Origin of the sequence: Streptomyces sp. 147326 (assembly GCF_045000215.1) — a bacterium.
Classification (GTDB): Bacteria; Actinomycetota; Actinomycetes; order Streptomycetales; family Streptomycetaceae; genus Streptomyces.
This window is the reverse complement of record NZ_CP134201.1, coordinates 5,022,780-5,036,796: the sequence shown is the minus strand read 5'-3', so window position 1 is coordinate 5,036,796 and position 14,017 is coordinate 5,022,780. Positions and strand designations below refer to the sequence as shown.

General features: G+C 71.9%; 12 protein-coding genes. 4 read left to right on the top strand and 8 right to left on the bottom strand.

Annotated features, from left to right (window positions below; translation table 11 throughout):
- Positions 1 to 4: 4 nt before the first annotated feature.
- The gene (locus RIU97_RS23130) at positions 5 to 1,159 is read right to left on the bottom strand and encodes an acyl-CoA dehydrogenase family protein (RefSeq protein WP_404959491.1); all 1,155 of its coding nucleotides are present in this window, start codon (positions 1,157 to 1,159) and stop codon (positions 5 to 7) included.
- A complete protein-coding gene (locus RIU97_RS23125) occupies positions 1,159 to 2,379 on the bottom strand; it encodes an amidohydrolase family protein (protein ID WP_404959490.1) in 1,221 nt (406 codons plus the stop codon). Before RIU97_RS23125 ends, RIU97_RS23130 begins: the two co-directional genes overlap by 1 nt.
- 133 nt (positions 2,380 to 2,512) lie before the next feature.
- Between RIU97_RS23125 and RIU97_RS23120 the strand changes: the two genes are divergently transcribed.
- Positions 2,513 to 4,066, top strand: coding sequence for a class I adenylate-forming enzyme family protein (locus RIU97_RS23120; protein ID WP_404959489.1), 1,554 nt, complete (start codon positions 2,513 to 2,515; stop codon positions 4,064 to 4,066).
- A 186-nt stretch (positions 4,067 to 4,252) separates the two neighbouring features.
- Here RIU97_RS23120 and RIU97_RS23115 read toward each other — a convergent pair whose 3' ends face one another.
- On the bottom strand, positions 4,253 to 5,536 hold the full coding sequence (locus RIU97_RS23115; protein WP_404959488.1) for a maleylpyruvate isomerase N-terminal domain-containing protein: 1,284 nt from the start codon (positions 5,534 to 5,536) through the stop codon (positions 4,253 to 4,255).
- Positions 5,533 to 6,096, bottom strand: coding sequence for a sigma-70 family RNA polymerase sigma factor (locus RIU97_RS23110; RefSeq protein WP_361771257.1), 564 nt, complete (start codon positions 6,094 to 6,096; stop codon positions 5,533 to 5,535). Before RIU97_RS23110 ends, RIU97_RS23115 begins: the two co-directional genes overlap by 4 nt.
- A 302-nt stretch (positions 6,097 to 6,398) precedes the next feature.
- On the opposite strand from RIU97_RS23110, the gene RIU97_RS23105 reads away from it, so the two are divergent.
- Entirely contained in the window at positions 6,399 to 6,917 is a 519-nt protein-coding gene (locus tag RIU97_RS23105) for an EF-hand domain-containing protein (RefSeq protein ID WP_404959487.1), read from the top strand.
- A gap of 238 nt (positions 6,918 to 7,155) precedes the next feature.
- On the opposite strand, the gene purU is transcribed toward RIU97_RS23105, so the two are convergent.
- Together purU and RIU97_RS23095 are read right to left on the bottom strand one after the other, a co-directional pair.
- Positions 7,156 to 8,034, bottom strand: a complete 879-nt coding sequence (gene purU / locus RIU97_RS23100; protein WP_404959486.1) for a formyltetrahydrofolate deformylase — start codon at positions 8,032 to 8,034, stop codon at positions 7,156 to 7,158.
- Positions 8,035 to 8,048: 14 nt separating this feature from the next.
- The gene (locus RIU97_RS23095; RefSeq protein WP_404962907.1) at positions 8,049 to 8,495 is read right to left on the bottom strand and encodes a hypothetical protein; all 447 of its coding nucleotides are present in this window, start codon (positions 8,493 to 8,495) and stop codon (positions 8,049 to 8,051) included.
- Between the two features lie 196 nt (positions 8,496 to 8,691).
- Here RIU97_RS23095 and RIU97_RS23090 point away from each other — a divergent pair, with 196 nt between their 5' ends.
- Positions 8,692 to 9,981 carry an ABC transporter substrate-binding protein gene (locus RIU97_RS23090; RefSeq protein WP_404959485.1) on the top strand — a complete coding sequence of 430 codons (1,290 nt, stop codon included), beginning with the start codon at positions 8,692 to 8,694 and terminating at the stop codon, positions 9,979 to 9,981.
- 3 nt (positions 9,982 to 9,984) lie between these two features.
- Here RIU97_RS23090 and RIU97_RS23085 read toward each other — a convergent pair whose 3' ends face one another.
- Positions 9,985 to 11,259, bottom strand: a complete 1,275-nt coding sequence (locus RIU97_RS23085; protein ID WP_404959484.1) for a hypothetical protein — start codon at positions 11,257 to 11,259, stop codon at positions 9,985 to 9,987.
- A 363-nt stretch (positions 11,260 to 11,622) separates the two neighbouring features.
- A complete protein-coding gene (locus RIU97_RS23080) occupies positions 11,623 to 13,005 on the bottom strand; it encodes a transcriptional regulator (RefSeq protein ID WP_404959483.1) in 1,383 nt (460 codons plus the stop codon).
- Between the two features lie 216 nt (positions 13,006 to 13,221).
- On the opposite strand from RIU97_RS23080, the gene RIU97_RS23075 reads away from it, so the two are divergent.
- Positions 13,222 to 13,908: a bifunctional DNA primase/polymerase gene (locus RIU97_RS23075; RefSeq protein WP_404959482.1), complete on the top strand. Its 687-nt coding sequence runs from the start codon at positions 13,222 to 13,224 to the stop codon at positions 13,906 to 13,908.
- Positions 13,909 to 14,017 lie beyond the last annotated feature (109 nt).

The window sequence follows — 14,017 nt, the reverse complement described above, 5'->3', positions numbered from 1 at the left end:
CCCCTCACCGGCCCTTCGGGAGGCCGAGGATCCGCTCGGCGACGATGTTCTGCTGGATCTGCGAGGTGCCCGCCGCGATCGTGTACGAGAGCGAGGAGAGCCGGTCCAGGGTCCATTCCTCCTCCAGGGACAGGGAGGCGGCGCCCAGCACCTCCGCCGCCACGTCGTACAGCTCCTGCCGCGCGTGCGAGTAGGCGAGCTTGAAGACCGAGCCGCCGATGCCGGGGACCCCGCCGGAGCCCTCGGACTCGCTGACGTTCCACTGGGTGAGCCGCCACAGCGCGCCGAACTCCCCGTACAGCCGTCCCAGCCTGCGCCGCAGCACCGGGTCGTCCCAGCGGCCGTTCGCCTTCGCCGTACGGGCCAGCTCGCCCAGGGTCCGGCGGCAGGCGACGACCTCGCCGACGAAGGCGGTGCCCCGCTCGAAGGAGAGGGTGACCATGGTGACGCGCCAGCCGTCGTTCTCGGCCCCGACCCGGTTCGCGACCGGGACGCGCACCTCGTCGAGGAACACCTCCGCGAACTCGGCCGACCCGGCGAGCGTGCGCAGCGGCCGCACGGTGATCCCCGGCGCGTCCATCGGCATGGCCAGCCAGGAGATCCCCCGGTGCTTGGGGGCCTGCGGATCGGTCCGCACCAGCAGCTCGCACCAGTCGGCGACCTCCGCGTGCGAGGTCCAGATCTTCGACCCGGTGACCACGTAGTCGTCGCCGTCGCGGACCGCCCGCGTACGCAGGGAGGCCAGGTCCGAGCCCGCGTCCGGCTCGCTGAACCCCTGGCACCACACCTCGTCGCCGCGCAGCACGGGCGGCAGCCAGCGCGCCCGCTGCCCGGCCGTGCCCTCGGCGGCGATGGTCGGGCCGGCGTGCAGCAGCCCGACGAAGTTCGCGCCGACGTACGGGGCCCCGGCGCGCTCCGTCTCCTCCAGGAAGATCAGGTGCTGGGTCGGGGTGGCTCCGCGGCCGCCGGCGTCCACCGGCCAGTGCAGGCCCGCGTAGCCGGCCTCGTACAGCCTGCGCTGCCAGCCGAGGTCGTACGCGCGCCGGCCCGGCCAGTCGTCCGGGCACGGTTTGGCGGGGAGCTCGGGCAGCACCTTGCCGAGCCATGCGCGCAGCCGTGCCCGGAAGTCCTGCTCCTCCTCGGTGTAGGTCAGATCCATCAGCGGCTCCTGCCCCGGTCCAGGTCCAGGTCCAGGTCCAGGTCCAGGCCGAGCATGCGGATGGCGTTGCCGCGCATCAGCTTGTAGACCGTCTCGTCGTCGAGGCCCTTCACGTGGTCGAGGGCGACCTCCTTGGTGTGCGGGAAGGTCGAGTCCACGTGCGGGTAGTCGGTCTCGAAGGTGGCGTTGTCGCGCCCCACCACGTCGATCGAGGCGATCCCGTGCTTGTCGCGGAAGAAGCAGCAGAAGATCTGCCGGTAGTAGTACGTGGACGGCGGCTCGGGGATCAGGTCGCGGACCCCGCCCCAGGCCCGGTGTTCCTCCCAGACGTCGTCGGCGCGCTCCAGGGCGTACGGGATCCAGCCCATCTGGCCCTCGCTGTAGGCGAGCTTGAGCGTCGGGAACCTGACGAGGACGCCGCTGAAGAGGAAGTCCATCATCGAGGCCATCGCGTTGTTGAAGCTGAGCGAGGCCTGCACGGCGGGCGGCGCGTCGGGGGAGGCGGCGGGCATCTGGGAGCTGGACCCGATGTGCATGTTGACCACCGTGCCGGTCTCCTGGCAGACGGCGAAGAAGGGGTCCCAGTAGCCGGAGTGGATGGACGGCAGGCCCAGGTGGGTGGGGATCTCGGAGAAGGTCACGGCGCGCACCCCGCGGGCGGCGTTGCGCCGGATCTCCGCGACCGCCAGGTCGATGTCCCAGAGCGGGATGATGCACAGCGGGATCAGCCGGCCGCCGCTGTCGCCGCACCACTCCTCGACCATCCAGTCGTTGTAGGCGCGCACACAGGCGAGGGCCACCTCCTTGTCGTGGGCCTCGGCGAAGGTCTGCCCGCAGAAGCGCGGGAAGGTGGGGAAGCACAGCGAGGCCTCGACGTGGTTGAGGTCCATGTCGGCGAGGCGGGCCTTCGGGTCCCAGCAGCCGCGGCGCATCTCCTGCCGCGTGATGCCCTCCAGCGTCATGTCGTCGCGGTCGAAGCCGACGGCTGCGATGTTGCGCTTGTACGGGAACTTCAGGTCCTCGTAGATCCACCAGTCGGTCGGCGGGCCGTCGGGGTCCATGGTGATCACGTACTTGCCGCCCGTGTACGCCAGCTCACCGATGCCGGCGGTGAGCGCCTTGGGCCCGCGGTCGCGGTACTTGGCGGGCAACCAGACGTCGAAGAGGTGTGCGGGTTCGATCACGTGGTCGTCGACGCTGATGATCCGAGGCAGTTCCATGGGCTCCCCAATCCGATGCCAATCTGATGGATCGTCAGAAACAAGCTAGCCCCGCCACCCCTGGACCGACAAGCGCCGGAGCCCTACGCTCTGCGCTTGATCTGACTAACCGTCAGCTATGGGGAGGTCTGGGATGACGGACACCGCGATCGCGACAGAACTGAGCGGCTCCCGCACCCTGTGGGAACTCATCACCCGCCGGGCCGCACTGACCCCCGACGCCACCGTCCTGATCGAGGCCGCCGAGGATCCGGCGCAGGACCGCCGGCTGACCTTCGGGGAACTGCGCGACCGTTCCGAACGCGTCGCCGCCGGCCTCTACGCCATGGGCGTCCGCCCCGGCACGGTCGTCGCCTGGCAGCTCCCCACCCGCATCGAGACCGTACTGCTCTCCGTGGCCCTCGCCCGGCTCGGCGCCGTCCAGACCCCGGTCATCCCCTTCTACCGCGACCGCGAGGTCGGCTTCGCGCTCCGCGAGTCCAAGGCCGAGTTCTTCGCCGTCCCCGGGATCTGGCGCGGCTTCGACCACCCCGCGATGGCCCGTCGGCTCGGCGCGCGCGGCGTCTTCGAGGCCTACGACGACCTCCCGGACGGCGACCCCTCCGCACTCCCGCCGCCGCCCGCCTCCGGCACGGACGTCCGGTGGATCTACTGGACCTCCGGCACCACTTCCGACCCCAAGGGCGTCCTGCACACCGACCGCTCCCTGATCGCGGGCGGCTCCTGCCTCGCGCACGCCCTGCACCTGACCCCGTACGACGTCGGCTCGATGGCCTTCCCCTTCGCGCACATAGCCGGGCCCGACTACACCGTGATGCTGCTGCTCTACGGCTTCCCCGCGGTCCTCTTCGAGAAGTTCGCGATGCCGGACGCGCTGGACGGCTACCGCCGCCACGGGGTCACGGTGGCCGGCGGATCGACCGCCTTCTACTCCATGTTCCTGACGGAACAGCGCAAGGCCCCCTCGGCCCCGCTCATCCCCACCCTCCGCCTCCTCGCGGGAGGTGGCGCCCCGAAGCCCCCGGAGATCTATCACGCCGTCGTCCGCGAAATGGGCTGCCAGCTGACCCACGGCTACGGCATGACCGAGGTCCCGATGATCACCATGGGAGCCCCGGACGACACCCCCGACCACCTGGCGACCACCGAGGGCCGCCCCCCGGCCGGCATGTCCATCCGCATCACCACCCCGGACGGCACCCCGCTCCCCCCGAACACGGACGGCGAGGTACGGCTCCGGGGCGAGGCCGTCTGCCAGGGCTATCTGAACCGGGACCAGTCGGCGGAGGTCTTCGACGCCGACGGCTACCTGATCACGGGCGACCTCGGCCACCTGACCCAGGAGGGCTACCTGGTCCTGACCGGCCGCAGCAAGGACGTCATCATCCGCAAGGGCGAGAACATCTCGGCGAAGGAGATCGAGGACCTGCTCCACCTCCTCCCGGGCGTCGCCGACGTCGCGGTCATCGGCCTCCCCGACCAGGCCCGCGGCGAACGCGTCTGCGCGGTGGTCGAACAGATACCGGGCGCCGCCCCCTTGACCCTGCCCCGGCTGACGGCCCACCTCCGCGCGGAAGGCCTGGCCACGCACAAGCTCCCGGAACAACTGGAGCTGTTGGAATCCCTCCCGCGCAACGAGGCCCTGCGCAAGATCCTCAAGTACAAGCTCCGCGAGCGGTACGCCTGACGTCGCCCCAACGCGCCGCCGAGTCGGACGAGGCGGGCCGCCCGCCGCCGAACACCTCGTCGACGAGGCTTTGCGTCACCCTCTGGAACGCCGCCGCCAGGGACAACGCGGCGTCGTCGGCGTAGTTCAGCGCGGCGGTCAGGGTCCTACAGCCCGCGGCTCATTGCAATGAACTGAAGGTGAACGCTACAGCCGGCTCAGGGACGCCGCCGCGAACAGGACGTCGCGGATGGCCTCGCGGTCGCCGTGCTGGCCCACCGCCGCGTCCTGGGGAGAGATGTGACCGGCCGCCAGCTGGCAGAACTCGATGCCGTCCAGGGCGATCTCCGCCACCGTGCGCTCCGGCGACGGCTTCGCCCCCGGCGAGTCCAGTGCGACGTCCCACCCGCCGCCACCCGCGCCCTCGATCTCCAGGTGCAGGGTCCGCCCCGGCGCGCCCGCCGCGACCAGGCCCCGCGCCGGAGCCGCCAGGCCCGCGCGCCGCCGCTGCGCCAGCGCGCCCGGCAGGAGCCGCGCCGCCAGGTCGATCATCCGGTGCAGGTGCGGCCCCGACGGCGGCTCGTACGGGTAGTCCACCGCCTCCGCGATGTCCCACGCGTGCACCCAGCACTCGAAGGCCCGCTCCAGGAACGCGTCCCCGAGCGGCAGCGCGAAACTCCCGTAGTCCACGGACAGCTCGGCGACGCCCCGGCCCGCGAAGGACACCGTGCGCACCAGCGTGTGCCCCTGCTCCCGCCAGGGCTCGCGGACCTGCCGCGTCGTCGGGTACGCCGAGGCGTTCCAGAAGTGCTCCGTCCGCGCGGTCGGACCGCCCTTCGGTGCGTCCGGACCCAACGGGTCGTCCAGCCCCAGCGCGTTGGCGAGCAGCCCGTCCACCGTCATCAGGTGCCCGATCACCCCGGCCACCGTGGTCCGCTGCGAGCGGCGCCGCTCCTCCTCGAACCACTTCAGCCGCACCGGGGTGTGCCACTCCGAGTCGCCGAAGTCCTGGAGCAGCGCGTCGAGCCGCGCGGTCTCCGTGTCGTACGGGCTCGCCCACACCGGCACCGGGATGCGCGCCGGCCGCTTGCCCAGGCAGTCCTCCAGGACGCGCGAGCGCAGCAGCGGTTTGAGGTCCAGGGTCTCCTCGGGGTGCAGCAGTCCCACCGCGTCGCGCAGCCGCAACGCCTCCTCCGCGCAGGGTGCGCACTCGGTGAGGTGGTCCTCGACCGCCTGGGTCTCCTCGGTGGAGCAGGCCGCCAGAGCCCACGCGCCGAGCAGGGACTTCAGTACGGCGTGCGAGGGCGGCGGCACGGGTTCCGGCTCCGGGAAGGATTCGGGTACGGGCTCCGGGAGCGGCCGCGGCATGCGCGGCGGCTGCGGCGCGTACCCCGGCTCCAGGTCGTCGGCGGCTCCGCGCGGACCCGGTATCCGCGGCTGGCCGCCGGGACGCTCGTATCCGTCGTCGGGCGACTCGGCAGGGCCGTTCATCGGGGTGTTCCGTATCCGGACTGGGCGGTGTCCTCCTGCGGGAGGGCGTTGGCGGTCGACAGCAGCTGCAGGCCGAGCCGCAGCCGGCGCCGCGCCTCGTCCTCGCTGATCTGCAGGTCGGCGGCGGCCTGTCGGTAGTCGCGCCGCTTGAAGTACGCGAGTTCGAGCGCGGCGCGCAGGGGCGCGGGCATGGAGGTGACGATGTAGTCCGCGCGGGCGGCCGCGTTGGCACTGCGCACCTTCTGCTCCAGCTCCTCGCGGGAGCCCCGGCCCAGCTCGGCCTGGCGCAGCCGGGCCACCGCCTGGCCCTGGGTGATCCGGGCGACCCAGGAGCGCATGGAGCCCTGCTTGGGGTCGTAGGCGTCCGGGTTCTCCCAGATGTAGCCGAAGACCTCGCGGGTGATCCGGTCCGCCGCCTTCTCGTCGCCGAGCACCCGGTGCGCCAGGCTGTGCACGAGCGAGGCGAAGCGGTCGTACAGCTCTCCGAGCGCGGCGGCCTCGCCGCGGGCCAGGCGTTGCTGCATGCGGCGGTCCCAGCGCGGTGGTACGTCCTTCGGCATAAGTGCCCCCAGCCGTGTGTCGACGCAACGAATGTAGTGGGCACATGGCGGATCGCGCCCGTTTTGGGAGAACCTCCCCCTGGAAGTGAGCCCTCCGTGATAGGGGCGTGGCAGGGCGTGAACGGTGGTACGGCCGACGACACATGGGGACAGGTGTACGCGCCCCACCGCGCTCCCCGTGCGCGGGTTCGATGCGGCAGCCTCCTTGACCACTTCGCTTAACGCGCAGGCCACGTAGGCCTTACGCTCCTGCCTTGTCTTGAACTGAACCCCACCGCATACGTGAAGGCGGAACGCCGAACATGGACAGCGCAGAATACGAGCGCAAGATCGCCGCCCGATTCGCCACCTTCGACCAGGACGGGTCCGGGTATATCGACCGGGAGGACTTCAGCGCGGCCGCGAAGGCCGTCCTGGCCGAATTCGGCACCGCAGCCCGCTCGGACAGGGGCCAGGCCGTCTTCGCGGGGGCCGAGGCGTTCTGGCAGGGGATGGCCGGGATCGCGGACGTCGACGGGGACCAGCGGGTGTCCCGCGAGGAGTTCATCACCGGGGCGGCGAAGCGGCTGCGCGACAATCCGGAGCGGTTCGCGGAGATCGCGCGGCCGTTCCTGCGGGCCGTGATCGCGGTGGCGGACGAGGACGGCGCGGGGGCGACCCCGCAGGCCGCCGCCCGCGTCCTGCGCGTCCTGGGCACCCCGCCGGACCTGGCTCCGCAGGTCGCGGCCGCGCTGGACGCCGACGGCGACGGCCGCATCTCGGAGGAGGAGATCCTGTCGGCCTTCGCGTCGTACTGCGGGGTGGAAGCCCCCGACGCGTAGCGCGAACCCAGCAGTCAATGCCAAGGCCGACCGCCCCCACCGGTCCGACTCGTCCTTGCCGGGCCCACTCAGCCGCGCCGGCACATCCCAGCCTGGCCGCACCATCCAGCCTCACCGGCACCATCCAGCCCCGCCGGCACCATCCAGCCCGGCCAGACCGGGTGCAGCCAGGCTGGATGGGCCCGGCTAGATGCTCCTGGCCAGGAGTGATGCGTCCGGCAGGAGCGAGAAGGGGGCGTTAGCCGAAGACGACCGTGCGGGAGCCGTTCAGGAGGACGCGGTGCTCGCTGTGCCACTTCACCGCGCGCGCGAGCGCCTGGCACTCCACGTCCCGCCCCACCGCCACCAGCTGGTCCGGGGTCACCTCGTGCCCCACCCGCTCGACCTCCTGCTCGATGATCGGCCCCTCGTCGAGGTCCGCCGTCACGTAGTGCGCGGTCGCGCCGATCAGCTTCACGCCGCGCGCGTGCGCCTGGTGGTACGGCTTCGCGCCCTTGAAGCTCGGCAGGAACGAGTGGTGGATGTTGATGATCCGCCCGCTCAGCTCCTTGCACAGGGTGTCCGACAGCACCTGCATGTACCGCGCCAGCACCACCAGCTCGACGTTCTCCGCGCGCACGAGCTCCAGCAGCTGCGCCTCCGCCGCCGCCTTCGTGTCCTTCGTCACCGGGATGTGCACGAACGGGACGTCGTACGAGCTGACCAGTTCGGCGAAGTCGGTGTGGTTGGAGACCACGGCGGCGATCTCGACCGGCAGGGCGCCGATGCTCGAGCGGAACAGCAGGTCGTTCAGACAGTGGCCGAACTTCGACACCATGAGGATGATCCGCATGCGCTCCTCGGAGCGGTGGATCTGCCAGTCCATCTTGAACGAGTCGCCGATCGCGGCGAAGCTGGCGCGCAGCTTCTCGACGGTCACCGCGGGCTCGGCCTCGAAGTGCACCCGCATGAAGAAGAGTCCGGTTTCCCGGTCTCCGAACTGCTGGCTGTCCACGATGTTGCAGCCGGTCATGAAGAGGTAACTCGACACGGCGTGCACGATGCCCTGCTTGTCGGGGCAGGACACGGTCAAGACGTACTGGGGCTGGGCCTGGGCCTCATTGTGCGGGTCGCTCATGACCGCACAGCCTTTCACACCGCGCGGGTGAGGATCCTCAACATTTCCAGCGACGTCGGCCGGACGTCCGGGTCGTCCCCGTCCGCCTCGGCCAGCCGTACGTGCGCCTCGCGTGCGGCGCGTACCGCCTCGGGCCACGCGTGGTGCTCCAGGTAGGCGGAGACCGGGGCGTCGGGCCCGACCTGGTGGAGGATGCGGAGCACCCGCAGCACGGCGAGGTCGACGAGGGTGGCCTCCTGCGAGTCGCGGAAGATCGTGCCGACGTACTTCTCGGCCGACCAGCTGTCGAGCCAGGTGTCCTCGACGAGCCGGTACACGGCGTCGGTGACGTCTCCGTACCCTTCGGCGCCGGTCAGCCACGTGTCCTCGTGGAAGGCCGGATCGGAGAGCATGTGCAGCGCCGAGCGCACGTTGCCGCGCCAGCGCCACCACGGCATGTCGTTGAGGGGCATGCCGCCCATGGTGGAGGAGCGGCCGCCGCGGCGGGAAGAGTTCTTCGAACCTTGGGCGAATGTCACGCTTTCGATCGTACGTTCCCGTTGAACGCGATCTTCAGGCGCCTGCGGCGGACGGCGCCCCCGTAATTCACCTGGGCGTCACCGGATGTTGTGTCCATCTCACTCGACAGTTACCTGCGGGGCGGAATGGTGCATGGACATGACCATCTCGCGACGCGCAACATCCCTGTCCCGCACCTTCGTGGCCACGGCGATGGGCGCATGTCTCGTCGCCGGGTGCGGGGTGCTCCCCGGAGGCTCGGGGGGCTCCGGGGAGACCATCACGGTCATGACCTTCGCCCCGGAAGACACCAAGGCAACCAACATGCCGGGAATGACCGGCATGGCCAAGGCGTACGAACGCTGGGTGAATTCCAAGGGCGGGATCAACGGTCACAAACTGCGCGTACTGACCTGCAACGAGAAGAACACGCCCACCGGCGCCGCCGACTGCGCCCGCAAGGCCGTCGCCGAGAAGGCCGTCGCGGTCGTCGGATCGTACAGCCAGCACGGACGCGCCTTCATGGCCCCGCTGGAGGCGGAGGGCATCCCCTTCATCGGCGGTTACGGGGTCTCCTCCGAGGAGTTCCAGTCCCCGCTCTCCTACCCCGTCAACGGCGGCCAGCCCGTCCTCATCGCCGGCGCCGGCCACCAGCTGGGCCGCGCGTGCGACCAGGTCGCCCTGGTCCGCCCCGACACCCTCGCGGGTGACACCCTGCCGGTCCTGCTCAACGCGGGGCTGCGCGCCAACAAGATGGCCGACGCCGCCGACATCCGGGCCGCCGAGGACTCCGCCGACTTCGGACCGCAGGCCCGGGAGGCCCTCTCCCACACCACCGGCACGGGGAAGGACAAGGAAAAGGAGAAGGGCTGCGTCACGGCGGTCCTCGGCGAGCGCACCGAGACCTTCTTCGACGCCTTCCGCCGGACCGAGGTCCAGCGCAAGAAGCCGCAGATCTCCTCCGTCCTGGGCAGTGTCAGCCAGTCCCTGGTGGACCGCACGGGCGGCAAGGAGAGCCCCTTCGAGGGCGCGTACCTCACCAGCTGGTACCCGGTGGCCTCCGATCCGGTCTGGACGCCGATGCGGAACGTCGTCACCGAGTTCGCCTTCGGCGACGACAGCGTCGACCCCGACGACAGCGGGGTGCAGACCACCTGGATCGCCTACACCGTGCTGAGCGAGATCGTGAAGCGCTTCACGAAGGACGAGGAGATCACCGCCCGCATGGTCAAGCGGTCGCTGAACGAGGCCCAGCCCGTCAAGACCGGCGGCCTCACCCCGGACCTGAGCTGGCGCTACCAGGACATGCGGGCCGTGGCCGGCTTCCCCCGCATCGTCAACGGCCAGGCCACCTTCCAGATCGTCCAGGCCGGGCGGCTCGTGGCGCAGCCCGGCGAGCAGCCCCTGGACATGACCCCGACCCTGGTCCAGGCCCCCCGCACGGCCTGATGCTCAGAGCTGGGACTTGTCGCGCTTGGTGAGGCCGTACTTGGCCGCGATCGTGTTCCACATGACCGCGGCGGACTCCTTGGCCTTCGTCGCCTCGCCGCTCGACCTGTTGCCGTCGGAGGCGTTCTTGGTGACCTTGGCCTTGCCGTCCTTGCACTTGTCCTCGTCGACGTCGTCCGCCCAGGCGGCGTAGCTGCCGTCGGCGTCCGCGGAGGACTGCCAGGCCTTGGTGAGGGCCGCGGACAGCTTCACGTGGTCCGGGAGCTTGTCCACCTTCAGCTCCTGGAGGCGGGTGACGAGTTCCTCGCGCTGGCGGGCCGCGTCGCGCAGGTCGGCGCTCGCCTGGCCGAGGTTGTTGCAGCTCTTGATGTCCTCGACGGCCTTGATCACCGAGGCCCGGCTGTCGTTGCTGTCCGCGAGGAGCTTGTCCAGCTGGACGGCCTGCGGGCGGGCCGGGTCCACGGGAGCCTCGCCGCCGGGGGCGGCGGAGGCGCCGCTCGCGGCCGGCGCGGCGGGCACCGCGCCCGGGTCGTTGTTCTGCGGCTTGCCGTCGCTGAGCAGCGAGCCGACGCCCAGCCCGACCACGGCCAGGCCGATGACCACGGCGGCGATGACCGCGGGCGAGATCCGGCGGGGTGGCTCCGGCGGCGGGGGCGGGGCGGGGGCGTACTGCTGCTGCGGGTGGGGCTGTACGGGGGGTACGGGGCGCTGCGCGCGCGGCGGGTAGGGGCGCGGCGGCGGCTGGCGCAGCACGGGCTCCTGGACGGGCGGCAGGTGCTGGGTGTGCCCGGCGGAGTCGTCGTCCCCACGGAACAACCCGTCAAACCCCTCGACGGCGCGGTCGGCGGGCACCGGCGGTATGTACTGCGTCGCCGCCTCGCCGTGCGCGGGGGCCGCCGGGACGGGCGGAATGTACTGGGTGGCGGCCTCGTCGTGCCCGGGGCCGCCCGGGACGGGCGGGATGTACTGCGTCGCGGCCTCGTCGTGGGCGGAGGCGGCCGGCACCGGCGGGATGTACTGCGTCGCGCCTTCGTCGTACGCGGGGGCCGCCGGCACGGGCGGAATGTACTGGGTGGCGGCCTCGGGCAGCGGCGGGTACCCGTAGCCGTGCGGCTCCCCCGGTCCCTCGTAGCCGGGCCCGACGACGTGCCCCGGTGCCACGTGCGGGTACCCGTACGCGGGCCCCGGCTGCTCCGGGTACACCGGATACCCGGACGCCTCGTCCGGACCCCACGGGGCACCCGGCTGGGGGGCACCCCCTTGTCCGCTCTGCGTCACCGGGACTCCTTCTCCGACTCGCCCGACCCTACGGAACCGTCGGTCACGCTACCCGGTCACGCACCGCCACCGTGAGACCACCCGTCAAACCCAGCCCCGCCGCACCTTCCAGCCGCGCCCGGCACCATCCGGCCCCGCCCGCACCATCCAGCCCCGCCCGGCACCATCCAGCCCCGCCCGGCACCATCCAGCCCCGCCGGCGTTTGAGGCGCGGGGTCCGGGGCGGAGCCCCGATCTTTGACCGGACCGTGGGCCGGCTGCGGGTCCGTTGCCGGGGGCGCCGCCCCCGGACCACCGCGCCTCAAACGCCGGCGAGGCTGAATTCGCCCGGGCGAAGCCGAAGAAGGCGGCGGCGCCGGAGCGTCAGGCGACCCTGGCTTCCAGGCGCGCCCCGAACTCCCGTACCGCCGCCTCCTCCCGGTAGGGCTCCAGGCGGGTGCGGAAGTCCTCCAGGTACTCCGCCCCCCGGTTCGACCGGAGCCCCTCCAGCAGTTCCGCCGCCTTCGTGGCCGTCTGGCAGGCCTGTTCCACCTCCCGCTGCTGCACCTGCGCCGCCGCCAGCAGCAGCAGCCCGATCGCCCGGCGCCGCGCCTTGCCCGCCGGGAGGCCCCGTAGCGCCTCCTCCGCCCGCTTGCCCGCCGCGTCCGCCTGGCCCAGGTCCCGGTGGCAGTGCGCCAGCTCGTCCGCGAGGTACGCCGCGTCGAAGTGGCGGATCCACACCGGGTCGTCGCCCGACTCCGGATCCGCCCGCTCCAGTGCGCTGACCGCCCGCGCCGACAGCACCGCCGTGGCCCGGGTGTCCCCGAGCAGCGCGTGCCCGCGCGCCTCGGCGGCGTAGAACATGGCCTCGACGCGCGGGGTGACCTGCCCGCGCGTCCCCTCCTGGGCGGCCCGCGCCAGCTGCGCGATCTCCCGCGGGTTGCCCAGCTCGGCGGTGAGGTGGCTCATGGACGCCGCCAGCACGTACCCCCCGTACGCCCGGTCGCCGGCCGCCTGGGCCAGCCGTAGCGCCTGGATGTAGTACCGCTGTGCCAGACCGGGCTGTCCGGTGTCCACCGCCATGTAGCCCGCCAGCTCCGTCAGCCGGGCCACGGCGGCGAACAGCGCCCGCCCCACCGGCTCCCGGTACGAGCCGCCGATCAGCCCGGACACCACCGAGTTGAGGTAGTGCACGACCACCGGCCGGACGTGCCCGCTGCCGAAGCGGTGGTCGAGGTCCTTGAGCGCCTCGGTGGTCGCCCGTACCGCCTCGACGTCCGGCATGCCGACGCGCGAGCCGCCGCTGCGGGCCACCTGGATGTCGGCCCCGGTGATCAGCCAGTCACGGCTCGGCTCGACGAGCGCGGACGCGGCCACGCTCGAACCCGCGAGGAAGTCGCGGCGGCCGACGTCGCTGCGCCACAGCTCGCAGACCTGCTCGATCGCGCCGATGACGGTCGGCGAGAACTGCAGGCCGACCCCGGAGGCGAGGTTCTTGCCGTTGGCCATGCCGATCTCGTCGATGGTGACGGTCCGGCCGAGCTTGCGCCCGATCGCCTCGGCGATGATTCCGGGCGCCCGGCCGCGCGGCTGCTGGCCGCGCAGCCAGCGGGCCACGGAGGTCTTGTCGTAGCGGAGATCGAGGCCGTGCTCGGCCCCGCACATGTTCACGCGCCGGGCGAGCCCGGCGTTGGAGCACCCGGCTTCCTGGATGAGCGCCTGCAACCGTTCGTTCGGCTGGCGGGCGACGAGAGGCCTGGCTGCCATGAAAACCCCCTGCTGGCCGCGGGTGATCCGTTGGAATGATCACTTCCCGCCTGATGTGCGGAGAATCTTCCGCTCTGCGTCGTGTCGCTACCCAACTCCAGCGCCCCGGCCTCCCACGCGCCCCCACGCGTGCATCAGTGCGCCCCGTATGCAGGATCGATGCTCCGTCCACCCGCTGGTTTACGCCCGTAACCCCGGGTGACCCGGGGAGTTGTGATGGGCGTGGAAGAGACCATCGGAGTCACCAAGACCGCACCCATCCCCAAGCAGCGCGGCGAACTGCTGCTGGACCATGCCGTGCGGTACGCGGAAGAACGGCACTGGGACGTCTTCGCCGGCACCTGGCTGGAGCCCGGCGACGGCCGGGAGCTGTGCTCCTGCGGGGCGGCGGACTGCCCCGCGCCCGGCGCACACCCGGCGGTGAAGGACTGGGCGGCGCAGGCCACGGGCAGCGCGGTCCAGGTCCGGCGGGTCTGGGCGAAGCACCCGGAGGCCTCGATCCTGCTGCCGACGGGCCGGACGTTCGACGCGCTGGACGTGCCGGAGTCGGCCGGATTCCTGGCGCTGGCGCGGCTGGAGCGGATGCAGCGCACCCTCGGCCCGGTCACCCTCACCCCCGACCACCGGATGCTGTTCTTCGTCCTGCCGGGCGCCGGGGTCAAGATGGCCGACCTCGTACGGAAGCTGGGCTGGTCGCCGACCGGCATCGACCTGGTCGCGCACGGCGAGGGCGAGTACGTGGCCGCGCCGCCCACCCGCTTCGGCGGCCGGGGCGCCGTCCAGTGGGCACGGCGGCCCACTCCGGCGAACCGCTGGCTGCCGGACACGGAGGAGCTGATCGACGCGCTGGCGTACGCGTGCGGGAGCGAGGCCGCGGCGGACCGCAAGCGGCGCCAGGCCTGACCTGAGGTTCATGACCTGAAACTCATGACATAAGTAACTGCTCGGGCCTCTCCCCCTCCTCCTATGGTGAGGAAGGAACGACCAACGGGGACGCAAGAGAGGCAGGCCC

Bases quoted from the DNA above. Each gene is read 5' to 3' on its own strand.
- purU (WP_404959486.1), bottom strand. From the start codon at position 8,034: ATGAGCGACCCGCACAATGAGGCCCAGGCCCAGCCCCAGTACGTCTTG.
- RIU97_RS23110 (WP_361771257.1), bottom strand. From the start codon at position 6,096: ATGCCGAAGGACGTACCACCGCGCTGGGACCGCCGCATGCAGCAACGC.
- RIU97_RS23075 (WP_404959482.1), top strand. From the start codon at position 13,222: ATGGGCGTGGAAGAGACCATCGGAGTCACCAAGACCGCACCCATCCCC.
- RIU97_RS23105 (WP_404959487.1), top strand. From the start codon at position 6,399: ATGGACAGCGCAGAATACGAGCGCAAGATCGCCGCCCGATTCGCCACC.
- RIU97_RS23120 (WP_404959489.1), top strand. From the start codon at position 2,513: ATGACGGACACCGCGATCGCGACAGAACTGAGCGGCTCCCGCACCCTG.
- RIU97_RS23095 (WP_404962907.1), bottom strand. From the start codon at position 8,495: ATGGGCGGCATGCCCCTCAACGACATGCCGTGGTGGCGCTGGCGCGGC.
- RIU97_RS23090 (WP_404959485.1), top strand. From the start codon at position 8,692: ATGACCATCTCGCGACGCGCAACATCCCTGTCCCGCACCTTCGTGGCC.
- RIU97_RS23125 (WP_404959490.1), bottom strand. From the start codon at position 2,379: ATGGAACTGCCTCGGATCATCAGCGTCGACGACCACGTGATCGAACCC.
- RIU97_RS23115 (WP_404959488.1), bottom strand. From the start codon at position 5,536: ATGAACGGCCCTGCCGAGTCGCCCGACGACGGATACGAGCGTCCCGGC.
- RIU97_RS23080 (WP_404959483.1), bottom strand. From the start codon at position 13,005: ATGGCAGCCAGGCCTCTCGTCGCCCGCCAGCCGAACGAACGGTTGCAG.
- RIU97_RS23130 (WP_404959491.1), bottom strand. From the start codon at position 1,159: ATGGATCTGACCTACACCGAGGAGGAGCAGGACTTCCGGGCACGGCTG.